This is a genomic window from uncultured Paraglaciecola sp. (genome assembly GCF_963977085.1).
Taxonomy (GTDB): domain Bacteria; phylum Pseudomonadota; class Gammaproteobacteria; order Enterobacterales; family Alteromonadaceae; genus Paraglaciecola.
The window spans coordinates 114962-139501 of sequence record NZ_CAXBNC010000002.1 but is presented as its reverse complement, the minus strand read 5'-3'; the positions used below and the strand labels follow the sequence as shown (position 1 = coordinate 139501).

Genomic DNA, 24540 nt, shown 5'->3' with positions numbered 1-24540 from the left:
CTGTAAATTTATCGTTAACAAGAGTGGAAGATTCATTAAATGAGTGAAGCTATTCAAGTACATCCCGAATATAACTACAAAGTAATTCGGCAATTTGCGGTCATGACCGTAGTCTGGGGAATTGTGGGTATGGCTGTAGGGGTGTTAATTGCCGCTCAACTGTATTGGCCAGCGTTAAACTTCGATACTCCTTGGTTAACCTTTTCAAGGTTACGTCCCCTGCATACTAATGCGGTTATTTTTGCCTTTGGTGGATGTGCCTTATTTGCTACCTCATTATATGTTGTTCAACGAACATCTAATGTGAGATTGTTCAGCGATAAATTAGCTTCATTTACGTTTTGGGGTTGGCAACTGGTTATTGTACTTGCAATCATCACATTGCCTATGGGATTAACCAGTACAAAAGAATACGGTGAGCTTGAATGGCCAATTGATATATTAATCACCATTGTATGGTTGTCTTATGTGATTAACTTTTTTGGTACCATGATTATCAGAAAGGTTTCCCATATCTATGTGGCCAACTGGTTTTTTGGTGCCTTTATGTTAACGATTGCGGTATTACATATCGCAAATAGCATGGCGGTTCCTGTTTCTCTTACCAAGTCTTATTCTATATATGCTGGCGCTGTTGATGCGATGATCCAGTGGTGGTACGGCCATAATGCAGTAGGCTTTTTCTTAACTGCAGGTTTTTTGGGCATGATGTATTATTTTGTACCTAAACAAGCTGGACGCCCTGTCTATTCTTACCGTTTGTCGGTAGTGCATTTTTGGGCGCTAATTTCTCTGTATATTTGGGCGGGTCCTCACCACCTTCATTACACTGCCCTACCGGATTGGACTCAATCTTTAGGTATGGTGATGTCTATCATCTTATTCGTCCCCTCTTGGGGCGGCATGATCAACGGTATCATGACGTTATCTGGCGCATGGCATAAATTGCGTACCGATCCAATCTTACGTTTCCTTGTTGTGTCATTATCCTTTTATGGAATGTCGACCTTCGAAGGTCCAATGATGGCAATCAAAACCGTTAACGCATTGTCCCATTATACTGACTGGACTATTGGTCATGTTCATTCAGGTGCGTTGGGCTGGGTTGCTATGGTTTCTATAGGTTCTATTTATCATCTTATTCCTGTGTTGTTTGACAAGCCTAGAATGCATAGCATTTACCTTATCAATGTGCATTTTTGGTTGGCTACTATTGGTACGGTTTTATATATAGTTGCCATGTGGATGTCTGGTGTTCTACAAGGTTTGATGTGGCGAGCAATTAATGCGGATGGCACCTTAACTTATAGTTTTGTTGAATCTCTAGAAGCCTCTAAACCCTTTTACTTAGTGAGATTTATAGGTGGCATGTTATTTTTAACTGGTATGTTAATCATGGCTTATAACGTCTATAAAACGATTAGAAGTGAAAGTGATGAAGAAGCAATAGAACCAGAAGCACAACCGGCTTAAGGAGGACAGACTATGAAAAATGTACATGAGTTAATTGAAAAAAACGTTGGTCTATTGACTGTTCTTATCCTTATAGCCATTAGTTTGGGTGGTATGGCGCAAATTACGCCTTTGATGTACCAACAACAAACAATGGAACCAGTTGACGGTTTGAAACCCTATACTGCGTTGCAAATGGAAGGCAGAGATATTTTTATCCGTGAAGGCTGTGTGGGTTGTCACAGCCAAATGATCCGTCCTTTCCGATCTGAGACAGAACGTTATGGACATTACTCAGTGGCTGGCGAATCAGTCTGGGAACATCCATTTTTATGGGGTTCTAAACGTACAGGACCAGACTTGGCGCGCGTAGGTGGCAGATACAGCGACGATTGGCACAGAATTCACCTCATAAACCCTAGAGATTTAGTGCCTGAGTCGAATATGCCTGGCTTCCCATGGTTAATGGAAAATACCCTAGACGGCGAACTCACTGCTAAAAAACTATCTGTTTTTAGAGACTTTGGTGTGCCTTACACAGATGAAGATATTGCAGGCGCTAAAGATGCGGTTAAAGGTAAGACTGAAATGGTGGCGTTAATAGCTTATCTGCAGTCTCTTGGCACGGCGTTGAAATAATATGGATTATGCAATAAGTGGCAGTATCTATACGGTAATAGTGTTTGTGTGTTTTATTGGAATTGTGTTGTGGGCCTACAGTAACAAGTCAAAAGCGAGTTTTGACGAGGCCGAAAAGCTTATCTTTGATGATGAGCCACAGCAAGATAAGCGGGAGTCTAAAGTAGATGAGTAGTTTTTGGAGTATCTGGATCTCTGTCATTACACTGGGGTCAATATTAGGGTGTTATTTATTATTACGCTGGTGTTTAGGCAATCATACTGGTGTTAAAGAAGGTGATGATATGCACCATGAGTTTGATGGTATTGTCGAACTCAATAACCAATTACCTAGATGGTGGACAATTTTATTTTACATTTGTATCGTTTGGGGGCTTATTTATTTAGTTTTGTATCCTGGATTAGGCAATTATAAGGGTCTATGGAATTGGCAAAGTTCAAATCAAACTATTAAATCACTGGCTGAGTCTAGAGCGGCAGTTGCAGCTAATAAAACTAATGGTGTGATTAATCAATATGATAGAGAAGTCGAGTTCGCGAATGAACTTTTTGCTCCTATTTTTGATGGTTATTACCAGCAACCTATCACTGAATTAGCCAAAGATTCAGAGGCCTTAAAAATTGGGCAACGTTTGTTTAGTCAGAATTGTTCACAGTGCCATGGTTCTGATGCACGTGGTCAAAGAGGTTTTCCTAATCTAACTGATGATGATTGGTTGTACGGTGGCACTCCTGAAAAAATTACTGAAACCTTAATCAATGGCCGTCAAGCAATGATGCCTGCCCAACTAGATGCTATGGGTGAAAAAGGTATTGAAGAATTAGTGGCTTACGTTTTAAGTTTAAGTAATAGACCAGATTTAGTGCAAGCTAAGGTTGATGCGGGTCAAGCAAGGTTTGCTATCTGTGCAGCCTGCCACGGTCAAGATGGTAAAGGCAACCAACTGTTAGGTGCCCCTAACTTGACTGACCAAATTTGGCTTTACGGCGGTACAGAAAAATCGATTACTGAGACCCTGACACATGGTCGAAACGGGGTGATGCCTTCGTTCAAGACAACTTTAGGTGAAAAGAAGATCCATTTGGTCGCTGCTTACGTTTACAGTTTATCGCAAGACAATTAACAACGAAGTGATATACTAAAAGCCCCGTCTTTACGGGGCTTTTTTATTTTTTAGTTCTTTTAACCTTGAGTAGTTTCTTTACATGCAATCTGACCTTCCAAAAATCTGGTACAAACAATTCTGGCCTTGGTTTCTAATAGTAGTGCCACTGTCCTCTATGGTCCTTAGCTTTACTATGATGAATTTTGCTTTTAATAGTGAGGACAGCATGGTTATTGACGATTATTACAAAGAAGGCAGAGGGATCAATCTACAAATCCAAAAACTGCAGCAAGCTAAAACGTTAGATATATCCACCAAGACTCAGGTATTTGCAGATTTTGTGGAAGTCACTTTTATCAGTGGTTCACCTAAAGACGGTGAAGCCTTAAACTTAGATTTTTTTCACTCTACTCAAAAATTTAAAGATTTTTCAGTTACCTTGTTACGTGATGCCAATGGCGTATACCGCGCCCCTCTGAGTAATGATGTTTCAGGTAAGTGGCAGTTGAGCTTACATCCCTTTGATGAAAGTTGGAAAATTCAAAAAGTGATTGCTTTGCCGCAAACAAACGCATTCGATTTAAAGCCTTAAGTCCTATGTCAGACAATTGTTTTCATTGTGGTTTGCAGGTTACTCCACAGTTTACTTATCGCACTCAGGTTATGGGTAAGCAGCAAGTCTTTTGTTGTCCAGGATGTTGTGCGGTAGCCGAAGCAATAGTCAACAATGGCTTGGAAGATTATTATCATTATCGCAGTGAGTTTGCAGAAAAAGCGTCGGAAAATGAAGATAATTTACTGGATAAGCTCAAGGTATTTGATGATGATAATATCTTGCAAGAGTTTATTGAAGCTAACGATAATGCCAGAGAAATTCAACTAACAATTAGCGGTATTAATTGTGCTGCTTGTGGTTGGTTAATCGAGAAACAACTCGCTAAGATACAGGGAATAATGAAGGTAGGTGTCAATGTATCTGCCAGACGGGCCACAGTATCTTGGGATAACCAACAGATAAAATTCAGTCAAATATTAAGCCATATAGAAAAAATTGGCTATCACGCCAAACCGTTTCAGGCGGAGCAACATGAAGCAACATTTAGACAAGAAAACAAAGACTTTTTAAAACGTCTTGGCCTAGCGGGCCTCATGACAATGCAAGTTATGATGCTGAATATAGGGGTGTTTTTTGATTTATTTGGGCATATAGATGCACAAACAAAGCAGTATTTTAATTGGATTAGTTTGTTTTTAACCACACCTGTAATTCTCTATTCAGCATCAGAATTCTATTCAAGTGCCTGGCGAGCACTTCGTTCAAAAATGGTCAATATGGATGTGCCTATTACACTGGCATTAAGCTTAACTTATGTGTCAGGGGTATTCGCCACTGTACAAAATAATGGGCAAACCTATTTTGAATCCTTGTGTATGTTTGTGTTTTTCTTGCTGACTAGCCGCTACCTAGAACACAGTGCACGATACAAAGCCTCACAACTTTCTGCCAACATGTTGGAATACATGCCAACAACAGCAACCTTAATAGCAGGGGATAAATTAACCCCCGTATTAGCAAAATCCTTAGTTGCCGAGCAACTCGTCTTGGTTAAATCCGGAGAAATGGTGCCGGTTGATGGTGAAATAATTGAAGGTCAAGGGCAACTAGATGAAGCCATGCTGACAGGTGAATTCGATTTGGTCAGTAAAACTATTGGCGAAACCGTTTTTGCTGGTACTGTTAACCAGTTAGGTACGTTAACCATTAAGGTCAACAAATCCTTAAAACACTCTATGCTTAACCAAATCAATATGTTGCAAAATAAAGCGCTATTGAATAAGCCTAAAATTGCCACCTTAGCCGATCAGTTTTCTCAATATTTTGTCATGGCTGTATTAGTGATCTCTTTATGCAGTTATATTATTTGGTTGCAAATAGACGCCTCTCAAGCCCTTTGGATCACCATTTCTATTCTTATTGCCACCTGCCCCTGCGCCTTAGGGTTAGCCACTCCCTCAGCCCTATCCTGTGCAATGGCGCATTTAAACAGTAAAGGCGTTTTACTTAAACGTGCTGATTCTTTAGAGCAAATATCACAAGTCGATTGGGTTGCCTTAGACAAAACCGGTACTTTGACTGAAGGGAAATTTACCCTAGCTGAATGTATTTGTGCTGAAAATCAAGATAAAGAACGATGTTTAGAATTGGCCGCTAGTTTAGAACAATTTTCATCTCACCCCATCGCCAAAGCGTTTCGTGAGATAGCCCACGCATATCCCGTAACAGACTTTTCAGCCCAAATAGGCCAAGGAGTGACAGGAAATATTGATGGTGATAGTTATAAATTAGGGTCATTACATTATATTGATGTGGAAGTACCGACACAGATGCAAAGTTGCAACGTCTTCCTTGCATGCCAAGGTAAAGTGCTTTGTGGATTTTTGTTAACTGATAAGGTTCGCTCAACCAGTGTAGCGCTAATAAACGATATAAAAGCGAAACACCTAGTCTTACTTAGTGGTGATATTCCTGCTGTTGTCGAAGATGTTGCCAAGACACTGAATATTCCTCATTGGTTAGCTCAACAAACTCCAGAAGATAAGTTAAGTGTCATTAAACAAGCTCAGACCGATAAACATGTTGTACTAATGGTAGGCGATGGTATTAATGATGGACCTGTTTTAGCCCAAGCAGATGTATCTGTTACTTTAGGCGCAGGATCAGATTTAGCAAAATCCTCAGCCGACGTCATTTTGTTAGACAACTCTTTGGAAAAAATCAGCTTAGTGTTTGCCATTGCCAAACGCTGTAAAGTTAAGATCATCCAAAATATGAGTTGGGCACTAGGCTATAATCTTTTGGTATTGCCATTGGCCGTTTGTGGGTTATTAAGCCCTTGGATGGCGGTTGTGGGTATGTCTTTAAGTTCCTTTATAGTGGTGGTTAACTCCATTAGGCTTTTAAAATAATCAGGAGTCATTTTGAGTATTATTTATGTGTTAATTCCCATTGCAATGATATTGGTGTTTATTGCTGTTGCAGTGTTTTTTTGGGCCGTTAAGTCTAATCAGTTTGAAGATCTAGAACGTCACGGTAGCAGTATTTTATTCGATGATGACCTGCCTAAAAAAAACAACCAGAAGCAAGCAAGTCCCGACAAAACCAATGAATGACTTAAGTTTTGTTTCCGCATTACTTATCGGTTTAGCGGGAGGTGTACATTGTGTGGGCATGTGCGGCGGAATTGTAGGTGCTTTTGCTTATGCCGTGCCAAAAAACGCTCCCCTGCTTCCCTATACATTGGCTTACAATCTTGGACGAATAACCAGTTATACCCTAGCAGGTGCTATCACAGGATGGGCAGGCTTACTGTTCGCGCAGCAAATCAATAAGGGTATTGTCATTTTACAGTTTGTTAGTGGTGTTTTTTTATTGCTATTAGGACTGTATATTGCGGGTTGGTGGCAAGGCCTTACCAAAATAGAAAAGCTTGGTAGCAAGTTTTGGCAAGTTATACACCCTTGGTCAAAAACCTTTATACCTTTTAAGAGCCCCTTACAGGCCATACCCTATGGCATGATTTGGGGGTGGTTGCCATGTGGATTAGTGTATTCAGTGCTTACGTGGTCATTAGCGAGTGGTTCAGCAGTACAAGGGGCAATCATTATGGCCGGCTTTGGCTTAGGTACCTTGCCAGTTATGATACTAATGGCAACTGGCTTCAACAAAATTCAAACTCTTATCCAGAAACCAAAAGCAAAAATTTTAATGGGGCTGTTATTACTGGTGTTCGCCACAATGCAACTATTGCAAGCCATATCTGGATCGGTTCAATAATCACAATCATTTTTTGAAGCAATTGTATTTCAACTGGTAAAACCTTAAATAGTTTCATAAGCTTAGGTCAGTTCTTCTTCGTTATTTATTATACAGGTCGGATATGAATTACCAGAAAATATTAGCCGTTATTGAGCCAGAACTTTCCTCTCAGAAATCTCTTGCAAGAGCAATTGAAATAGCCCGAATGAACGGTGCCAGCATTACTGCATTTTTAACTATTTATGACTTTTCATACGAAATGACCACTATGTTATCCATGGACGAACGAGAAAATATGCGTCAGGCGGTAATAGATGATCGAACTGAGTGGCTCGTTAATTTAGTGTCGGACAAGTTCAGTAACCCAGACGTTAGCATTGATGTCAAAATCGTTTGGCACAATCGACCTTATGAAAGCATTATTTATGAAGTAATAGACAAGGGCTACGATTTAATTGTTAAAGGTACTAAGCAGCACGATTCTTTAAAATCCGTTATTTTCACACCTACTGATTGGCATATAATGCGTAAAGCACCTGTTCCAGTATTGCTGGTAAAAGAGCATGATTGGCCAATAGGCGGACAAATTATCGCTGCTATTAATGTAGGCGTGGATGTTGAAGAACATTTATCTTTAAATGAAGAAATAACCAAACAAGCATTACATTTTGCCAAGTTATTGTCTTCAAACGTTCATTTGGTTAATTCTTATCCCGGTACTCCCGCCAACATTGTCATCGAAATCCCCGAGTTTGACCCAACTACTTATGATGAGTCAGCAAGGCAACACCATGAACGCAGTATGCAAATTCACAGTGATAAACATCATATAAGTAAAGAATACTGCCATGTTCATATTGGTTTACCAGAAGATGTTATTCCCAAATATGCTGAACAATTAGACGCAGAATTAGTGGTACTTGGCACAGTTGGTAGACAAGGCATTTCTGCGGCGCTAATAGGGAATACCGCAGAACACGTAATAGACAAGCTTAACTGCGACGTATTGGCAATCAAACCAGCAGGGTTTGTTTCCCCAGTGAAGTGTTAGCCCATCAGTGATATCGGTTACTTTATTGTTTTAAACCGCTAAGCAAAGAGTTTTTGTAAGCCAAAACAGCGGGAATAAAGGACAATAACACCGCTGCCACAGCGGCAATCACAAAGAAGCGCCCTACAGCCGCTAGGTCAACCATTGGGCTGATGTAGAGAGCGAAGTGTTGTTCGAGTATAGGCTGACCTAACAACAATCCCACTGTCACTAATAAATAACCAGCAAAGGATCCAAATAGAGTTAGCATTAATGCCTCAGCACCAATCAGCAGCATAATAATATGTGCTTTCGCCCCCAATGCTCTTAACACAGCTAATTCTCTTTCACGCTCTTTCATAGAGGCTAACAGCATAGTGGTCATACAAATAAGCGCCGTCGCTAAAATGAGCCATGAAATGATCCTTAGACTAATTTCTACAGCACCCACAATTTTCCACAGCTCTCGTAATGCTAAGGCCGGTAAAATGGCGCTAAGAGGCTCTTGTTTAAATTGATTTATATCTCGCTGCAATCGTAAAACACCAATTTTGCTTTTACTACCTAGCAAAAATGCACTTAATTCAGGTTGAAATGCCTCACCTAAAGGAACTTCTGTTAACCATTCATCATGGATAGGCTGCTTTTGATGGAGGATATCGATGCTTTGTAGGGGAATATACAAAGATTGATCTGCCGGTGTGCCTGTAGGGGCTAATATACCCACCACCTTAAAGGGGTGATCATCATGATGAGTAAAACTGACTTGCCCGGTGCCATGGGACATAACTAAGGATTGATTAAGGTGATAAGCTAACTTCTTGGCTATATCTGCCCCTAACACTACCTCATATAGACGTTTAAAGGGCTCACCTTGAGCAAAGGTAATAGGTTGTTTATTTCCAAATTTAAAATATTCAAAATAGTCATCTGTAGTGCCTATTACAGAAAATCCTTGATGAGAATCTCCCATTGAAAGTGGAACTGACCAAGCCACTTGGTTTTTGTTCTTAATATCTATGTAAGTTTTCCATTGGATGTTGTTACTTGGGTTGCCTATTTTAAACACAGAAAACAATAATAAATTAACCCCACTGGTGCGGCTTCCTACAATCAAATCAACCCCAGAAACGGTACGCTCAAAATTATTCTTAACCTCTAACCGTAAATGTTCAACACCTATTAGTACAAATATACTGATGGCAATCGACGTGCAGGTCAGCATTGCCATCACCCTCCGCGACCATAAACTGGCCAGCACCAATTTAAACAACATCAGCATTTTTTCCTTGTTGTTGCAACTCAGCTAAGCTTTGTTGGCTATCAAAATGTGACGCTAAAGACCTATCATGACTAACAAAAATAACGGTTGAAGACTGTGCACTGTCTAAAAGTAAACGGATAAATTGATCTCGGGTTTGTGTATCTAATGCCGAAGTGGGTTCATCTGCAATAATAAGTGACGGCGCCCCATATAAAGCGCGAGCAACCGCTACCCGTTGTTGTTGCCCGACACTCAGCTCTAGGGCTTTTTGTTGCAATAGTTTACTGCTCAACTCTAAACGATCACATATAGAGACTAAGGTTTCGGGTTGAGGTCTATGCTCGGCGCTTCTAAACCGTTGTGCCAACACAATATTTTGATATGCAGATAGGTAAGGTAATAAATTGAACTGCTGAAATATGATGCCAATATTATTGGCTCTAAACACATCTTTTTGCCTTTGCTCTAATTTCCCCAAGTCTTGCCCTAACACTTGAATGCTGCCGCTATAATTATTTTGAATACCAGAAATTAAATTCAATAAAGTAGATTTACCTTCACCAGAACGCCCATATAAAAACACCTTTTTTCCTGCTTCTACCTGCCAAGAAGGGATACGAAGAGTAAAGTCGCTGTTTTTGGACCAAGTAAAAATCAGGTCTTTTATCGATAAACTGTGGGGCATAGTAACAACATATTTAATAAACCAATGTTTAGTTTAGAAAGGTGAGGGTTTTCCAGTATAATTGCCCCATAACCGGAAGCAACCTTTTTAGCCGACAATATATAAGCCGTATTCATGAATCAATTATCCAGCGTTAAACAAAAATCTATATCAAGCTTCAATAAACTACAAAAACGTATTAGGCATAACACAGGTAAGGCCATAGCTGACTTTAATATGATTGAAGATGGCGACAAAGTTATGGTGTGTTTATCTGGAGGCAAAGATAGCTACACTATGTTGGATGTGTTACTGCATATGCAAAAAGTAGCGCCCATAACTTTTAGTATTATTGCAGTGAATCTCGATCAAAAACAACCCGGCTTTCCAGAACATGTTTTGCCAGAATACCTGACACAACTTGGTGTTGATTTTGAAGTGGTTGAGGAAGACACCTATTCAATAGTGATAGATAAAATACCTGAAGGTAAGACAACTTGCTCTCTTTGTTCACGCCTGCGCAGAGGAATTTTATACAAAACAGCAACGCGTTTACAAGCCACTAAAATTGCTCTGGGTCATCATAGAGATGACATGATCGAGACTCTTTTCCTTAATATGTTTAATGGCGGTCAACTCAAATCCATGCCCCCTAAATTAGTCAGTGATGACGGTAAACAAATGGTTATTCGACCTTTAGCCTATTGCGCGGAACAAGATATTGCCAGCTATTCTCAACATCTAGCTTTCCCCATCATCCCTTGCAACCTTTGTGGCTCCCAAGAAAATTTACAAAGAAAGGTCATAAAAGGCATGTTGCAAGATTGGCAGCAACGATTCCCAGGGAGAATTGAATCCATGGCCAAAGCATTGCAAAATGTGGTGCCTTCACACTTAGCAGATAGCAGCCAATTTGATTTTATGGGTTTAAAAACCCAATCAAAGCCCTTTGAAAATGGTGATATTGGCTTTGATCCTCCAGAATTGCCATCTCAAGACTTGGCACACAATCATGAAGCAACTGCAGTTGTTATCACCAACCTTTAGAATTTAGCGAATACACATATGAAAATCGGATTAGCACTAGGAAGCGGCGCAGCGCGTGGATGGGCCCATATTGGGGTAATCCAAGCGTTAGAAGAAATGGGAATTGAAATAGACATAGTATCGGGATGCTCTATTGGGTCTTACGTAGGTGCGGCATACGCATCGGGTAAATTACCAGAATTAGCCGAATGGGTAACTAGTCTCACAGAATGGCAAGTTTTCGCGTTAATGGGAGTGGGTTTTCATAAAGGAGGCTTAGTTAGTGGTCTCAAGGTATTTAAAGCACTACAAGAAAACTTTAGTTACGATTCCTTTGAACAATTACATAAACCTTTTGCCGCTGTTGCAACCGATTTATACAGTGGCCGTGAAGTTAATTTCACCAGTGGTTCGGTAGTTGAAGCAGTAAAAGCCTCTTGCGCTATTCCAGGTTTGTTTCCACCACTTTTGTTTAATAATCGATGGTTAGTTGATGGTGGCGTGGTTAACCCTGTTCCAGTAAACATGTGTAGAATGTTAGGCGCGGATATTGTCATTGCAGTTAACCTAAGTGCAGACTTTAGACCACAATCTATTGTGAATAATCAAATAGACCATGGCAATAATCAAAAGAAAACCTCAGAGTTTTTCAAGCGTAGTCAACAGCAGATTAAACAATGGTTTAAGAAAGACGATGTCTCTAATCAAGAGCCAGCCGAACACGACTCAGTTGCAGACCAAGAGTTTCTAGAGATACTTGAACCTACTGATATAGAAAATCCAAAAACAGAGGATTTGCAGACTACCACAGATGCAATTGTGCCTCCTGCCCCCTCTATTATTAACGCCATGACAGGTTCGCTGGATATCTTGTCAGCAAGGGTAACCCGTTCGCGATTAGCTGGCGACCCCCCTGACATTCTCATTGAACCGCAGCTTCGTGATTTTGGGATGATGGAGTTTTATCGAGCCACTGAACTCATTCAGCATGGCCGAGCGAGTGTACACAGAATTGCTGAACAAATTAAGTATCAATTAAGCGCTGAATAGGCGATATTTGAAGAGTATAATTGACAGCGTCTCGGCTGCTCTTTAAGGTATATAACTAAAATAAAATAAGGATTGAGAACCATGCCCATTCAAATTAGTTTTGAACTATCTGATAGTGACTTAGATCATTTTCGTACAATGATGAAAGCTGCTATGAACAAAGCCAGTGAATACCCACCGGCCGAAGTATTAGAAAAAGCCCGCTTAGTATGCGCCGATATGGAAAAGGCTAATTTGCCAGATTTTGTAAAGAATAGAATGGAATCGTTAGAGACCCTTATTTCTGCTTTAGAAGATCCTGAATGGCAAATGCCAGAAGATGAAAAAACTGAAATCTTAACTTCTCTGGCTTATTTTAGTGAGCCAAATGATTTAGTACCAGACAACATCCCAGGTCTAGGTTATGTTGATGATGCCATCATGATTGAATTAGTGATTCAGGAGTTGTCACAAGATTTGTCTGCTTATAGACAGTTTTGTAGTTTTAGAACCACTGAAGAAAGTCGTAGAGGCTCTGAAGCGAATATCAACCGAGACAGTTGGTTGTCTGCAAAAAGAACTGAACTGCGTTCAAATATGCGCCGCAGTCGTCGTTTATTCTCCAGAAGATAGAAAACATAATGACCTAGTGTAGGGAGTAAGAAAACCCCCTACACTAGTATTAGTTGTCAATCATTGCCGTTATGCGTAACGGTTTGCTGGGTAATTTTAGGTCTTTTTGTTGCGACAACCATTGGTTATTCAAAATTAACACACCGTTTTTATCAGTTAAGACTTGTAACTTATTGGGTAATTGCACCTCACCATTAAAATGAAATAATAGTCCTTTCGCTGAAGGCATCATAAAAGATAAAAAACCGCCCATTTCATCAAAAAATGCCTGATATTGATTAAACAATACTAGCAACTCTTTGTGACTGTATTCGGTTTGCAAAAAACTCGGTTTAGTTTCTAACTGCACAGACATATCGCACTGATTAGCTTGATCTTCAAGCTCTACAACCACCCTCGCCTTAGCCATTTTAAGGATTTTGTCTGTGGGTACAGTAAAACGATTATTGTTTTCAACGCTCAAAGGCAGGGTTTGTTTTTGCGTGATAATTTGCGCGCTGCTAATGTGGCAAAGTCGCGACTGGACGACGTGTTGAAATCCAAACGCAAAGCGTAAAGCGTCAGTACTGGGATCATCGAGTTTCTTAACATGGCTATAAAAACTTGAGTATTCCACTTCTAAGGTATCGGCATGTGCCTGAGTACTTAAAAGTAGCGGTGCTAAAATCAATAAAATAATCTTCAACCTGCTGTATCCATATGTTTTCTGTTCACTCGTAACATGCTTAATAATTCGTCTATGTATTCTTGGCCGCGTTCAGAATAGCTTGAAAGGCCAGCGGCTAGCGCCCTTGCTGTAACAGGTTTATCTTGTTGTCTTAGATTTTGTCTAATGACTCGCAATTCTTTATAAGCATAATGGCGGTTAAGGTTTCGTATATAGGTCATCACAGCATGGGATAAATCTCTAAACTTGGCGACTTCATGGGCTGCTTCATCTTTTCGTAATTTAGGTATAAAACCACAGCCTTCTTTAAAACACCAAAGGCCGAAAAAATTATATCCTTTTTGTGCAAACCTTGACGACCCCCACCCAGATTCATTTGCCGCCTGAACCAAAATAAGCGCCTCAGGAATAGTGTCGACTCTTCTTATTAACGATTCAAATGTTTGTTCTACATTCAGAGGTTTATCACCAGTAAAGTGATATTTTTTGGCTAACAAATCAAATACTTTCTGTTGGTGTTTATTAAATTGTTGTTTTTGCAGATAAACTTCTTGTAGGGCAAACACCATCTCTCGTTCTTTTGAGACTATTTCATTTTGTCTTTGAATTTCTGGTTGTAAATAGGCAAAAAAAGCGCGTTTTCTCTCAGTAACATCAAAATAAGTTGAAAAGTCAGGGACCGGCTGGCTACTACTGTCTATAGGTGCAACGTGCAAACCATCAAGACTAATAATGCTCTCAGCGTCATCTTTGCTACTAAACTGCTGCACAAAAACGATTAAAAAAAGCGTACCAAAAGCGATAACAATAGTGGTAGCAAAGACTTTCATTAAATTACGCATGGAATATTGTCTCACTTTGGTTAGATGGGTCCTTAACACTCAGCACTTTTACTCCAAATAGCTCTCTATATAAGATCCCCTTCATATTGATAAAAAAAGGAATAATCCAGATATACGCAAAACCTAAGGAAAGCGCGCCTATGAATAGACAACAATAGTAGACAATATAAAACAAGGAAAGTGGCATCCAATATTTATGAAAAACCATTAAAGACTGGATCACACATTGGCTTGGCGCTAGCCTTTTCTCAACCAACAACATGATTGAAAAACCAGTCGCAAGATTGACATAAAATAATAAGACTAAACCTAACAACACACTAATTTGTGCGCCAATAAAGGATCCTACATCTGACATGGCAGCTAACAATAGCGCCAATAAAATCACCAAAACAGAGCCCATTACATTTTTCAGAATGGTGATAAACCTTGGTTTTATGCCAACGCTATGTGAAATACCTAACAAAAACATGGCTGCAATTATAGGAGTGGTGACTATCACTCCCGCAACTTTTAAACCCATCATCATTGACTGTGGCATAACATTTAAATCGGTAATACCAAATAATGACTGTAACGCCCATGCAAATAAAATAGCAATAAAAAATAACAGCAACACACCATGTAACACTGCGGTTTTGGTGTTTCTGGATAAATCCCAAGCTTCTTTTGCAATTGCCTTTAAATCGAGCTGGGTTTCACCCTTTAGGGATTTTTCGAGGCTACCGCCTTGTATTTCAAACTGTTGTTGTTCTTCCACTTATATTCCTAACTGAACGGACTCAATTGCAGCGCACTATACAGGCATAACTAGTTTTATCGCCAATAAAATCAGTACCACTCCCATTACTCTGTCAAACCAGTAGCCTTTTTTGCCAATAAATTGTGTGACTTTTTTAGAACTCAAGAACAAAGACAACACACAAAACCACACACCAGTAGCAATGGCTAGATACACCCCATACCCGAGTTTAATAATATTTGGGGTTTCAGGTGATACTGCTACGGCAAATACAGATAAAAAGAACAATGTCGCTTTAGGGTTTAGACCATTGGTTAAAAATCCCACTACGAACGCTTTTTTATCGGAAATGACTAAACTCGACTTTTCGACTTCATTTGCGCTGGTTTTATCTGGCGCAGGACTTCTTATCGCCCCCCAGCCTAAATACAATAAATACGCGGCAGCGACATAACTAAACACTTGGAAAAGCACTGGTGTGGTTTTGATCAAAATGCCTATTCCTAATAACGAATAAGCAACATGAATGAGAATCGCCGTTCCAACACCAATACTGGTAATAATGGCGGCTCTGCGTCCAAAACTAATGCTGTGTTTTAATACAATGGCGAAGTCTGGCCCTGGACTAGCAACAGCTAACAAATGCACACTGGCTATGGTTAAAAATTCCAACCAATATTGGTTTACATATTCAATCAAGTTTAAAGCCTTCTTGTAAAGAATTGACAAATTTAGTCACAATTTCAGTTGCCGGACCATAATGCTTTTCAGCAAACTCATTTTGACCAGAACTGGGTTCCATATTAAGTTCAACTGTATGTGCACCAGATTGATTCGCTATATGCACAAAACCCGCGGCCGGATACACTGTACCTGAGGTGCCTATAGATACAAAAATGTCAGCTTGACTTAATGTTTTCTCAATTTGTTGCATATATTTTGGCATTTCACCAAACCAGACGATATCGGGACGCAAAGGATGACTTGGATGACAGCAATCACATTGATTGCTGTCATCTAAATCGATGAATATAGGGCTGTTAATTTCTGATCCTACACATCGAGCGGATAATAAACTACCATGCATATGTAATACATTTTTGTTACCCGCTCTTTGATGTAAATTGTCCACATTTTGAGTAATTAAAGTGAAGTTATCTCCCAAACTATCTTCCAACTTTGCCAATGCTAGATGGGCTTTGTTAGGTTTAACCTCAGGACTGAGCAACTGCCGTCTTCTTTGATTATAAAATCGATACACTAACTTAGGGTTACGCAAAAATCCTTCGGGAGTCGCCACCTCTTCAATACTATGATTTTCCCATAAACCATTATTATCTCTAAAGGTTTTTAATCCAGACTCTGCTGAAATTCCTGCACCAGTGAGCACAACAACCTTAAGTTGCTGCAAATTATTGTTAACTAAACTATCTAACATCATTCAAACGGCTAGGGTTGATATTACAATAGTGAGTTAGCATTTTTAACAGAAGAATCATTTGCATTTGTAGTGAATTGTTTAGGACGTTATGCTATCAAAAATTGCGATTATTCATTGGGTTATTTTGGCTTAAAATATGATTTAAAATATAAAAAACATTTCTAAACTGAAGCCAATTAAATGAGCAAACCTTGGTGGCGCAACTCCGATAAGTACCAAGCATACTAACTCTGCAAATACCTCTCGCAACGATTGCAATAAACTTCGCTATCGCCTTGGCAATCATATTTATTACAAGAGATCATTATGGATGTTGTACTAGGTAATTTACCGACTATTTTAGCACTAGTTGCAACGGTTTTTTTTGCTGGATTGTTAGCGGGTTTGTTAGGCGTAGGTGGTGGCATAATAATAGTGCCTGTACTGTTTTTTGTATTTCAAAGTTTTGATGTATCTATGCAAAGTGCCATGTTAATTGCAACTGCCACTTCCCTCGCCACAATTGTGCCAACTTCAATTAGTTCACTCAAGTCCCATCATAATAAAGGTAATGTTGATTTTATTTTACTTAAATCATGGAGCCTGTTTATTTTAATTGGAGTCGTGATAGGTAGCATCTTGGTAACACAATATGGTGGCCAATGGCTCAGTTCTGTTTTTGCAGTGATTGCCTGTTTATCCGCATTAAATATGTTGTTTAGATCCGCTAAGGCAAGGATTGCAGACACTTTGCCTGGGCTTATAGGTCAACGTATGATTGCCAGTTGTATTGGATTTTTCAGTGCTATGGTAGGAATTGGTGGTGGCACCCTTAGTGTACCTATTCTTACGTCTTTTAATTATCCTGCCCACAAAGCAGTGGGATCTGCCGCTGGCATAGGTTTAATTATTTCTTTGCCTGGAGCCATCACTATGTTGGTATTTGGTGTCACTCCTAGTGATGCGCCTGTTGGCACTTATGGTTTAGTGAACCTTATAGGGTTTATTTGTATTGTCCCCCTGACGGTTATTTTTGCGCCACTAGGTGCTAAGTTAGCCAACAAAATGAACCCTAACGTGCTCAAAAAAGTGTTTGCAACAGTTTTACTTTTTACGGGGTTGCGAATGTTAGGGCAGCTTTTTAATTCATAGCATGTTAATCGGCTTTCACGCCGCAACCTTTTAAAACGATAGTAGTGATGGAGTCAACTATGGCTTCATAACTCTGTTCATCCATTTCTTGCTTATCCATTGCTGCCAAAGTTTGTACATTAAAATCGGCATAATGTTGTGTCGCCCCCCAAATTAAAAACAATAAATGGTAAGGATTGATATCATCAATCAACTCTTGCTTAATCCAACTTTGAATGACTTGTACTTTGGTTTGTACCCAGACTTTAAAATCCGTGGACAGATAATCGTTTAATACGGGTGCACCATGTATTATTTCACTTGCAAAAATACGGGAAGCGTCGGGATCTTCGCGAGAGTACATAACTTTAGAACGAATATAAGCTGAAAGCGCGGTTTTAGGATCATCTTCCACTTTTAGCGAGTCAAACTTAGAGTTCCAAATACTCACAATATTGCTCAACAGCTCTTGGTACAACTCCATCTTGTTGTCAAAATAGTAATGAATATTGGCACGAGGTATCTTTGCTCTCTCCGCGATGCGTTTTATCGACGCTCCTTTATAACCGAAGGTGACAAATTCTTTTTTAGCAGCATTGAGAATAAGGGCTTTATTCTTTTTACGAATATCGCCCTCCTCTGATTTTTTATTCGCCAGCATTTTTTTTGACATTAACTGGCTAAACTGCGTTTCAATTGTTTACGCATTTTATGCAATAAGGGCTCAGTGTAACCACTGGGTTGTGTTTCACCTTCAAATATAAGACCAAGTGCCGCCTGAAAAGCAATGCTGGAGTCAAAGTTTGGCGCCATAGGAATGTAACTACTGTCCCCTTCATTTTGCGCATCCACAATGACTGCCATACGTTTTAAGGTATCCTTGACTTGATCATCACTCAACATTCCATGATGCAACCAGTTACAGATATGCTGACTGGAAATACGCAAGGTGGCTCTGTCTTCCATACGCCCCACATCGTTGATATCCGGCACTTTAGAGCACCCCACTCCTTGGTTAACCCAGCGCACCACATAACCCAATAACCCTTGCACATTGTTGTCCAGTTCTTCTTGTCTAGCTTGTTCAGACAACTCATCAATGTTTTTAAGTAAAGGAATAGTTAACAGTGCCTCTAGTTGAGAATTATCAGCACTGAAATTGGTCTCTGACAACATTTGTTCCTGTACAGCTGACACATTCACCTGATGATAATGCATCACATGTAAAGTGGCAGCGGTTGGCGAAGGCACCCAAGCACAGGACGCTCCTGATTTAGGATGGCCTATTTTGGCTTTAAGCATTGCCGCCATTTCATCGGGCGTGGCCCACATGCCCTTACCGATTTGTGCTTTACCTTTAAGGCCAGCTTTTAAACCAATAAGTACATTTCTGTTTTCATAAGCTGAGATCCACTTTTCATTTTTCATCAGTTCTTTACGGGCCATTGGCCCCGCCAACATACTGGTATGGATCTCATCACCAGTTCTATCCAAAAACCCAGTGTTGATAAAGGCTACTCTAGCACTTGCGGCGCGAATACATTCTTTTAAGTTAGCTGAGGTTCTGCGCTCTTCATCCATAATCCCCATCTTAATAGTGTTTTCACTAAGCCCAAGGCTCTTTTCTACTTTGTTAAATAAGTCATTGGTAAATTGTACTTCTTCGGGACCATGCATTTTAGGTTTAACAATATAAATGCTGCCTTGTTTTGAGTTCACATATTTGGACGCGCCAGTTAAATCATGGAGCGCAATTAAGGAGGTAATCAAGGCATCAACAATGCCCTCAGGCACTTCTTCATCATTCGCCGTTAAGATGGCGTCTGTGGTCATTAAATGTCCTACATTACGAATAAACTGTAGGCTTCTTCCCGGTAAACTCATGGGTTCACCGGCAGCCGTTAGGTAACTGCGATCTGGATTAAGGGTTCTGGTGCTTTGTTTACCACCTTTGTGAATGGTTTCTGCCAAATCTCCTTTCATCAGACCTAACCAATTGGCATAAACGGCGGTTTTGTCAGCAGCATCAACAGCAGCAATGGAATCTTCGCAATCTTGTATAGTACTTAAAGCGGACTCTAACACGACGTCTTTTACCCCTGCCGCATCCGTTTTACCAATTACATGGTTTACATCAATTTGAATCTCGATATGTAAGCCATTGTGGATACATAAAATTGCCTCGGGTGCCTCTGTAGCACCATTAAAACCAACAAATTGGCTCACATCCTTTAAGTTTACGAGCTCGCCATTTTTTAATTCAATGCTCAGCTGTTGCTTCTCGACTGTATATTTCACAGCATCATGGTGACTGCCTTGGGAAAGCGGTAAAGACTCATCCAAAAAGTTACGGGCAAAACGTTGCACTTTTTGACCTCGAATAGGGTTGTAACCAGTCGCAACCTGTTCGTCACTTGCATCATCCATAATCACGTCAGAGCCATAAAGCGCATCATATAGGCTGCCCCACCTTGCGTTGGCAGCATTCAGTGCAAATCGTGCATTCATCAAGGGCACCACTAACTGCGGGCCAGCGATCAAGGCTACTTCTGGGTCGACATTTTCAGTGGTGATGTGAAAATCACCCTGTTCAGGTACTAAATACCCAATATCAGTCAGAAACTCTTGGTATTTTTGTTGGGAGAAAGGCAGGTTAATGTTATCTAGATGCCACTTATCAATCTGGGATTGCAAAGAATCTCGGGTAGTTAACAACGCCTTATTTCTAGGAATAAACTCATTCAGAACTTCTGCCACTGCAAACCAAAAATCTTGCTGGTTAATGGTTAATCCTGGCAGTACATCATTGTTGACTAATCGATGCAGAGAATCGGAAATTTTGTAGCCATGCTCATTAATTCGTTTACTCATTGTATATCCTTTAACTTGTCAAAAAAGTCCCACTAAAATTGGGCCCTATTCTATGGAAGGTTGTTTTACTGTGAAATTTAGCTCTTCGCTATCACTAGTGAGCCATCTAATGTAATAACATCGCAGTTTTGCCCTGCGCCACCGCGATCAACAACAATAAAGTCACTCACTTGGTGTAATGCTAAACAGTAATGATGCCAAGTACCCTTATGATAATTTACCCCTTGATCTGGAGAGGCTAAAAACACTTCAATTTTAGCAATATCTAATTCGCCTTTAGGAGCAACCACCACTAAATAAGGTTGTTGCCCCATAGGAATAAAAGCTTGGCTCGACAAGGGATGTCGCTCCATCATCTTAATGCTAACAGGTTGTGCTAAAGGAGTTGAGCGAAAGATATTAATCAAGGTTCGACCATTTTCTTCAGTAACATCGACCTCTGCTAAATCATGATAACGCTGGGTAAAACCATCATTAATACTGAAGTTTTTAGCCTTATCATTTACTTCTATCACGTCACCAAACTTAACAAAATTTTCCCGTGTAAGGGTTTTGGGTATGATTTGCTGTGTAGTGGTCATTAAACGTTTATCCCTTTCAATTAAAGCTTGATCGTAGGTTTACCAAAAATACGCATTCTGGAAATTCCGCCATCTGGATAAATACTTAATTTAACATGGCTAAATTGTTGTAACTTGTCTGTCATTATTTCGCTAATAAACAGATGTTCGCGATGAGCATACAATTTAGTTTGAGGAATAATCGTTTGCCAATCGAGTTCTTCATTAGCAGCGCTAAAATCGTCATTGTTAGTGTTTATACCTTCTAGCTTAAAGGTGTCGGGGAAATTTCCCTTGAAGTGACAAGTATCCACAATCACTTTTTCAACACTACCTAATGCCGCCAATTTAACAATTGACCAATCTGGACCGGGATCACGACGACGTTTTGTTTCCCAACCATCTCCCATGTCTTTACCGCGACCAGGCATGATCAAATTGTTCTTGTCACTGAAAAACATATCGCTTACTAATAGGGCTTTTGCCCCATTCTTGATGGAAGCTAAATCAATTAATTCACCAGCAACAAAATCATTCCAATTCACGTCGGCTTCTCCGTAGACGCGAAAGCGCGCTATACCGCCATCAGGGAACATATTTAGTCGAACATGAGTCCAGGATTGAGAATTCGAGATTTCAAAAATGTTTTGACTATGGGCAGCCACTTCACTTTTATCTAACACTGTATGCCAAACCGTGTCTTCGTTGGGTTGTTGCACACTGACACAGGCTTCAACTGAAACGATTTGAGGAGCATTGCCACGAAAATAATTGGTGTCAATATCAAAACCACGAATAACACCACTGATACCTAATCGGATAATACACCAATCAAATTCTCTGCCATTATCTCTGCCATAACTTCTGCGGGATTCCCAGCCGTCCATCCATTTACCACGTTCCGTATATTTATCATCAATAAAAACACCTCGGCCAGGTTTAAGAAGATTTTCCATTTCAGCAAAAAAATCATCACTGCAACTTAAGGTTTCACCACCTACTCGTTCACTCGCTAAATCGACAAAATAAGTTTTTAACTTCAACGCCAACTCAGCTTCTTTACCTGAGAGTTTGTTTTGTTCTTGGGTATTCTCAATCATCTAACTTTCCTATTTTCATCACGGTGAAGGGTTTCAATTTGGCGAGCGTTGGTACAATGGTCATTGCTAACACCCTTTGCTGACGTAAAACCTGACACAACTGTCAGGTTATTATTGTAATGGAATAGCAAGGCTATGCATAGGGAGATTAGTAAAATAATGCGAATCGATTATCCAAGGATTGCATGACTAAAGAGATTCAGTTAAACAAATTCATGACAATTATTAATAGACTGAAAAACTCTTCACCAACAACCAATCAACTTGCCCATAGTGTCGTTACTCTCGAGACGTTGATGGGCCTTGCCTATATCTTTGGCAGCAAACTTAGAATCGATGTTAGGAAATAATTTCCCATTATCAAAATCAGCTAAACAAGCCTGACTAAATGCACTTATAAGGTGGGTTTTATATTGATCACTGCGATTACGTAAAGTTGAAGCTTTGACGGTAGCCCGTTTTCCCAACATCAACGCCATATCGAGTTTATCCGCATAACGACCGGCTAACATCGCTAAATAGAGTACATTGCCATCAATATTCAGCAGTTTAAGGTTTCTATTCAGATAATCACCTGCAACAAAATCTATTATCAGATCACAGCCTTTCCAATGTTTAGCAATCTCTACAGCAAAGTCTTGTTGTTGATAATTAATCACTAGGTCTGCACCTACTTGTTTGCATAAATCCAATTTACGCTGACTAGATGCAGTGACTGCCACGGAGCAGCCATGGCGTTTCGCTAACTGAATGGCTGCAAGCCCCACCCCACTGGCACCTGCATGGATCAAAACATGTTGGTTGGGTTGTAGGTTATTTTCGATAAAAAGTGCTTGGTAAGCAGTAAGAAAACATTCCGCTATGCCAGCAACTTGTGCCATATCCATCTTTGCTGGCGCTGGCATAAGATGCTGGGTATTCACTGCTACATATTCAGCGTAGCCACCTCCAGCCACTAAACCAAACACTTTATCTCCGAATTTAAATACATCATGAGTAGTTTGTTGAGGGTGAATTTGCTCGATAGTACCGCTCACCTCTAAACCTAAAATATCACTTTCCCCAGGTGGCGCTGGATATTTCCCCTGCCTTTGTAAGGTATCGGCGCGATTTAAACCAAAACACGCCACCTTCACTAACACTTGATTAGCTGCAAGCTCTGGAATAGTGGTCTGATTAATGTCTAGTGCCTCAGGCGCACAACCATTCTGGTGTTTTATATACTGCATCGACGTGTTCAAAGTGTTATTTCCTTTCTTGAAGCTGAAATTCTGTTTAGCAAAGCCCTACCCTCATGTACAATTGCGGCAAATTTTTTATAAAAGTTATCCTATGTCATCTAGCGTTATTTTGCAGCCCGGTCGTGAAAAGTCTTTATTACGGAAACACCCTTGGATTTTTTCTCGTGCCATAGAAAAAACCATAGGAAGAACAAAGATGGGAGACACGGTAGATGTGTTATCCCATGATGGCGATTTTTTAGGAAGAGGTGCTTGGTCACCAGAGTCACAAATTCAAGTTAGGATTTGGACCTTTGAAAAAGATGAAAGTATCGACAACGGTTTCTTTCAAAGACGTATTGCCACAGCTCAAGCGTCACGAGAAGATTTAATCAAACGTCACGGATTAACTGGTTATCGCCTTATCGCGGCTGAATCAGACGGACTCCCTGGCGTGACTATTGATAGATATGCCAATGTGTTGGTATGCCAGTTATTGTCAGCCGGAGCAGAAAAACATCGCGATAAAATTGTTTGGGCCTTAAGAAAAGAGTTTCCAGAATGTTCAATTTATGAGCGCAGTGATGTTGCCATTCGTAAAAAAGAAGGGTTAGAGCAGATTACCCAAGTACTCCATGGCGACGTACCTGAAGAAGTGGTGATTGAGGAAAACGGCATCAAAATACTAGTCAATGTGAAAGAAGGACATAAAACTGGCTTCTATCTTGACCAAAGAGACAATCGCGCCATTGCGGCAAAATATGTAAAAGACAAAACCTTACTCAATTGTTTTTGTTATACCGGTACCTTCGGCAGTTATGCCTTGGCGGCTGGAGCTAAGTCAGTGACCAATATAGACGTGTCAGACTTAGCCTTAACCACAGCAAAAAGAAATGTTGAAATAAATGACTTAGACACAGATAAATGTGAGTTTGTAAACGCTGATGTGTTCCAAGCATTACGGGACTATAAACAAGAAGGTAGATATTTTGAGCAAATCATTTTAGATCCTCCCAAGTTTATCGATTCTAAAAGTTCCTTAGTACGCGGCTGTCGCGGATATAAAGACATCAATATGCTGGCAATGCAAATTATGCAGCCCGGTGGTATTTTATGTACTTTTAGTTGTTCGGGATTATTGTCTTTCGACTTGTTCCAAAAAGTCGTCGCTGACGCCGCTTTAGACGCAGGTAGAACTGTACAAATACTAGAAAGATTAGGACAAGCGGCTGATCATCCTGTTTCCACCAACTATCCAGAAGGGTTTTATTTAAAAGGTTTAGTGTGCAAAGTACTCTAAGTTGACCAACTAGGGTCAACTCATTAA

At 40.1% G+C, this 24540-nt stretch carries 26 protein-coding genes; 14 read left to right on the top strand and 12 right to left on the bottom strand.

Annotated features, from left to right (window positions below):
• Positions 1-39 precede the first annotated feature (39 nt).
• The 9 genes from ccoN (at position 40) to uspE (ending at position 8065) form a co-directional block, all read left to right on the top strand.
• A complete protein-coding gene (gene ccoN / locus AAC000_RS03125) occupies positions 40-1473 on the top strand; it encodes a cytochrome-c oxidase, cbb3-type subunit I (protein ID WP_339720023.1) in 1434 nt (477 codons plus the stop codon).
• Positions 1474-1485: 12 nt separating this feature from the next.
• Entirely contained in the window at positions 1486-2091 is a 606-nt protein-coding gene (gene ccoO, locus AAC000_RS03120) for a cytochrome-c oxidase, cbb3-type subunit II (RefSeq protein WP_339720021.1), read from the top strand.
• A gap of 1 nt (position 2092) precedes the next feature.
• Positions 2093-2266 carry a cbb3-type cytochrome c oxidase subunit 3 gene (locus AAC000_RS03115; RefSeq protein ID WP_339720019.1) on the top strand — a complete coding sequence of 58 codons (174 nt, stop codon included), beginning with the start codon at positions 2093-2095 and terminating at the stop codon, positions 2264-2266.
• Positions 2259-3215, top strand: a complete 957-nt coding sequence (gene ccoP, locus AAC000_RS03110) for a cytochrome-c oxidase, cbb3-type subunit III (RefSeq protein ID WP_339720017.1) — start codon at positions 2259-2261, stop codon at positions 3213-3215. Before AAC000_RS03115 ends, ccoP begins: the two co-directional genes overlap by 8 nt.
• An 82-nt stretch (positions 3216-3297) precedes the next feature.
• Entirely contained in the window at positions 3298-3789 is a 492-nt protein-coding gene (locus AAC000_RS03105; RefSeq protein ID WP_339720015.1) for a FixH family protein, read from the top strand.
• A gap of 5 nt (positions 3790-3794) precedes the next feature.
• Positions 3795-6164: a heavy metal translocating P-type ATPase gene (locus AAC000_RS03100; RefSeq protein ID WP_339720014.1), complete on the top strand. Its 2370-nt coding sequence runs from the start codon at positions 3795-3797 to the stop codon at positions 6162-6164.
• Between the two features lie 12 nt (positions 6165-6176).
• Complete coding sequence (gene ccoS / locus AAC000_RS03095; protein ID WP_339720013.1) at positions 6177-6368, top strand: cbb3-type cytochrome oxidase assembly protein CcoS; 192 nt, start codon at positions 6177-6179, stop codon at positions 6366-6368.
• Positions 6361-7032 carry a sulfite exporter TauE/SafE family protein gene (locus AAC000_RS03090; RefSeq protein WP_339720011.1) on the top strand — a complete coding sequence of 224 codons (672 nt, stop codon included), beginning with the start codon at positions 6361-6363 and terminating at the stop codon, positions 7030-7032. Before ccoS ends, AAC000_RS03090 begins: the two co-directional genes overlap by 8 nt.
• A gap of 103 nt (positions 7033-7135) precedes the next feature.
• Positions 7136-8065 carry a universal stress protein UspE gene (gene uspE / locus AAC000_RS03085; RefSeq protein WP_339720009.1) on the top strand — a complete coding sequence of 310 codons (930 nt, stop codon included), beginning with the start codon at positions 7136-7138 and terminating at the stop codon, positions 8063-8065.
• 22 nt (positions 8066-8087) lie between these two features.
• Here uspE and AAC000_RS03080 read toward each other — a convergent pair whose 3' ends face one another.
• Complete coding sequence (locus AAC000_RS03080; RefSeq protein WP_339720007.1) at positions 8088-9320, bottom strand: ABC transporter permease; 1233 nt, start codon at positions 9318-9320, stop codon at positions 8088-8090.
• Positions 9310-9993, bottom strand: coding sequence for an ATP-binding cassette domain-containing protein (locus AAC000_RS03075; RefSeq protein ID WP_339720006.1), 684 nt, complete (start codon positions 9991-9993; stop codon positions 9310-9312). Before AAC000_RS03075 ends, AAC000_RS03080 begins: the two co-directional genes overlap by 11 nt.
• 114 nt (positions 9994-10107) lie before the next feature.
• Between AAC000_RS03075 and ttcA the strand changes: the two genes are divergently transcribed.
• The 3 genes from ttcA (at position 10108) to AAC000_RS03060 (ending at position 12660) form a co-directional block, all read left to right on the top strand.
• Positions 10108-11019 carry a tRNA 2-thiocytidine(32) synthetase TtcA gene (ttcA, locus tag AAC000_RS03070; RefSeq protein ID WP_339720004.1) on the top strand — a complete coding sequence of 304 codons (912 nt, stop codon included), beginning with the start codon at positions 10108-10110 and terminating at the stop codon, positions 11017-11019.
• 18 nt (positions 11020-11037) lie between these two features.
• Entirely contained in the window at positions 11038-12048 is a 1011-nt protein-coding gene (locus AAC000_RS03065) for a patatin-like phospholipase family protein (protein ID WP_339720002.1), read from the top strand.
• Between the two features lie 81 nt (positions 12049-12129).
• On the top strand, positions 12130-12660 hold the full coding sequence (locus AAC000_RS03060; RefSeq protein WP_339720000.1) for a DUF1232 domain-containing protein: 531 nt from the start codon (positions 12130-12132) through the stop codon (positions 12658-12660).
• 49 nt (positions 12661-12709) lie between these two features.
• Here AAC000_RS03060 and AAC000_RS03055 read toward each other — a convergent pair whose 3' ends face one another.
• From AAC000_RS03055 to cobB, 5 genes are read right to left on the bottom strand one after another with little or no spacing between them, the layout of a single operon-like run.
• Positions 12710-13345, bottom strand: a complete 636-nt coding sequence (locus tag AAC000_RS03055) for a DUF2987 domain-containing protein (protein ID WP_339719998.1) — start codon at positions 13343-13345, stop codon at positions 12710-12712.
• The gene (locus AAC000_RS03050) at positions 13342-14169 is read right to left on the bottom strand and encodes a glucosaminidase domain-containing protein (protein WP_339719996.1); all 828 of its coding nucleotides are present in this window, start codon (positions 14167-14169) and stop codon (positions 13342-13344) included. Before AAC000_RS03050 ends, AAC000_RS03055 begins: the two co-directional genes overlap by 4 nt.
• Positions 14162-14929, bottom strand: coding sequence for a hypothetical protein (locus AAC000_RS03045; RefSeq protein WP_339719994.1), 768 nt, complete (start codon positions 14927-14929; stop codon positions 14162-14164). The genes AAC000_RS03050 and AAC000_RS03045 overlap by 8 nt, the downstream gene beginning before the upstream one ends.
• Before the next feature lie 36 nt (positions 14930-14965).
• The gene (locus AAC000_RS03040) at positions 14966-15610 is read right to left on the bottom strand and encodes a LysE family translocator (protein WP_339719993.1); all 645 of its coding nucleotides are present in this window, start codon (positions 15608-15610) and stop codon (positions 14966-14968) included.
• A complete protein-coding gene (cobB, locus tag AAC000_RS03035) occupies positions 15603-16349 on the bottom strand; it encodes a Sir2 family NAD+-dependent deacetylase (RefSeq protein ID WP_339720375.1) in 747 nt (248 codons plus the stop codon). The genes AAC000_RS03040 and cobB overlap by 8 nt, the downstream gene beginning before the upstream one ends.
• Before the next feature lie 309 nt (positions 16350-16658).
• Between cobB and AAC000_RS03030 the strand changes: the two genes are divergently transcribed.
• Positions 16659-17483 (top strand): sulfite exporter TauE/SafE family protein, encoded by an 825-nt coding sequence (locus AAC000_RS03030; protein WP_339719992.1) that lies wholly within the window; start codon positions 16659-16661, stop codon positions 17481-17483.
• A gap of 4 nt (positions 17484-17487) precedes the next feature.
• Here AAC000_RS03030 and AAC000_RS03025 read toward each other — a convergent pair whose 3' ends face one another.
• The 5 genes from AAC000_RS03025 to AAC000_RS03005 form a co-directional block, all read right to left on the bottom strand.
• Positions 17488-18135 carry a TetR/AcrR family transcriptional regulator gene (locus tag AAC000_RS03025; protein WP_339719990.1) on the bottom strand — a complete coding sequence of 216 codons (648 nt, stop codon included), beginning with the start codon at positions 18133-18135 and terminating at the stop codon, positions 17488-17490.
• Positions 18135-20333: a malate synthase G gene (locus AAC000_RS03020; protein ID WP_339719988.1), complete on the bottom strand. Its 2199-nt coding sequence runs from the start codon at positions 20331-20333 to the stop codon at positions 18135-18137. The genes AAC000_RS03025 and AAC000_RS03020 overlap by 1 nt, the downstream gene beginning before the upstream one ends.
• A gap of 77 nt (positions 20334-20410) precedes the next feature.
• On the bottom strand, positions 20411-20914 hold the full coding sequence (locus tag AAC000_RS03015) for an ureidoglycolate lyase (RefSeq protein ID WP_339719986.1): 504 nt from the start codon (positions 20912-20914) through the stop codon (positions 20411-20413).
• 20 nt (positions 20915-20934) lie between these two features.
• Positions 20935-21993, bottom strand: coding sequence for an allantoicase (gene alc / locus AAC000_RS03010; RefSeq protein WP_339719984.1), 1059 nt, complete (start codon positions 21991-21993; stop codon positions 20935-20937).
• A gap of 245 nt (positions 21994-22238) precedes the next feature.
• A complete protein-coding gene (locus tag AAC000_RS03005; protein WP_339720373.1) occupies positions 22239-23222 on the bottom strand; it encodes an NAD(P)H-quinone oxidoreductase in 984 nt (327 codons plus the stop codon).
• Between the two features lie 103 nt (positions 23223-23325).
• Between AAC000_RS03005 and AAC000_RS03000 the strand changes: the two genes are divergently transcribed.
• On the top strand, positions 23326-24513 hold the full coding sequence (locus tag AAC000_RS03000) for a class I SAM-dependent methyltransferase (RefSeq protein WP_339719982.1): 1188 nt from the start codon (positions 23326-23328) through the stop codon (positions 24511-24513).
• The last annotated feature ends 27 nt before the right edge of the window (positions 24514-24540 follow it).

What these genes read in the sequence shown, in the direction of transcription:
- ccoN (WP_339720023.1), top strand. Translation starts at nt 40, where the DNA reads ATGAGTGAAGCTATTCAAGTACATCCCGAATATAACTACAAAGTAATT.
- ccoO (WP_339720021.1), top strand. Translation starts at nt 1,486, where the DNA reads ATGAAAAATGTACATGAGTTAATTGAAAAAAACGTTGGTCTATTGACT.
- AAC000_RS03115 (WP_339720019.1), top strand. Translation starts at nt 2,093, where the DNA reads ATGGATTATGCAATAAGTGGCAGTATCTATACGGTAATAGTGTTTGTG.
- ccoP (WP_339720017.1), top strand. Translation starts at nt 2,259, where the DNA reads ATGAGTAGTTTTTGGAGTATCTGGATCTCTGTCATTACACTGGGGTCA.
- AAC000_RS03105 (WP_339720015.1), top strand. Translation starts at nt 3,298, where the DNA reads ATGCAATCTGACCTTCCAAAAATCTGGTACAAACAATTCTGGCCTTGG.
- AAC000_RS03100 (WP_339720014.1), top strand. Translation starts at nt 3,795, where the DNA reads ATGTCAGACAATTGTTTTCATTGTGGTTTGCAGGTTACTCCACAGTTT.
- AAC000_RS03090 (WP_339720011.1), top strand. Translation starts at nt 6,361, where the DNA reads ATGAATGACTTAAGTTTTGTTTCCGCATTACTTATCGGTTTAGCGGGA.
- uspE (WP_339720009.1), top strand. Translation starts at nt 7,136, where the DNA reads ATGAATTACCAGAAAATATTAGCCGTTATTGAGCCAGAACTTTCCTCT.
- AAC000_RS03080 (WP_339720007.1), bottom strand. Translation starts at nt 9,320, where the DNA reads ATGTTGTTTAAATTGGTGCTGGCCAGTTTATGGTCGCGGAGGGTGATG.
- AAC000_RS03075 (WP_339720006.1), bottom strand. Translation starts at nt 9,993, where the DNA reads ATGCCCCACAGTTTATCGATAAAAGACCTGATTTTTACTTGGTCCAAA.
- ttcA (WP_339720004.1), top strand. Translation starts at nt 10,108, where the DNA reads ATGAATCAATTATCCAGCGTTAAACAAAAATCTATATCAAGCTTCAAT.
- AAC000_RS03065 (WP_339720002.1), top strand. Translation starts at nt 11,038, where the DNA reads ATGAAAATCGGATTAGCACTAGGAAGCGGCGCAGCGCGTGGATGGGCC.
- AAC000_RS03060 (WP_339720000.1), top strand. Translation starts at nt 12,130, where the DNA reads ATGCCCATTCAAATTAGTTTTGAACTATCTGATAGTGACTTAGATCAT.
- AAC000_RS03050 (WP_339719996.1), bottom strand. Translation starts at nt 14,169, where the DNA reads ATGCGTAATTTAATGAAAGTCTTTGCTACCACTATTGTTATCGCTTTT.
- cobB (WP_339720375.1), bottom strand. Translation starts at nt 16,349, where the DNA reads ATGTTAGATAGTTTAGTTAACAATAATTTGCAGCAACTTAAGGTTGTT.
- AAC000_RS03030 (WP_339719992.1), top strand. Translation starts at nt 16,659, where the DNA reads ATGGATGTTGTACTAGGTAATTTACCGACTATTTTAGCACTAGTTGCA.
- AAC000_RS03025 (WP_339719990.1), bottom strand. Translation starts at nt 18,135, where the DNA reads ATGTCAAAAAAAATGCTGGCGAATAAAAAATCAGAGGAGGGCGATATT.
- AAC000_RS03020 (WP_339719988.1), bottom strand. Translation starts at nt 20,333, where the DNA reads ATGAGTAAACGAATTAATGAGCATGGCTACAAAATTTCCGATTCTCTG.
- AAC000_RS03015 (WP_339719986.1), bottom strand. Translation starts at nt 20,914, where the DNA reads ATGACCACTACACAGCAAATCATACCCAAAACCCTTACACGGGAAAAT.
- alc (WP_339719984.1), bottom strand. Translation starts at nt 21,993, where the DNA reads ATGATTGAGAATACCCAAGAACAAAACAAACTCTCAGGTAAAGAAGCT.
- AAC000_RS03005 (WP_339720373.1), bottom strand. Translation starts at nt 23,222, where the DNA reads ATGCAGTATATAAAACACCAGAATGGTTGTGCGCCTGAGGCACTAGAC.
- AAC000_RS03000 (WP_339719982.1), top strand. Translation starts at nt 23,326, where the DNA reads ATGTCATCTAGCGTTATTTTGCAGCCCGGTCGTGAAAAGTCTTTATTA.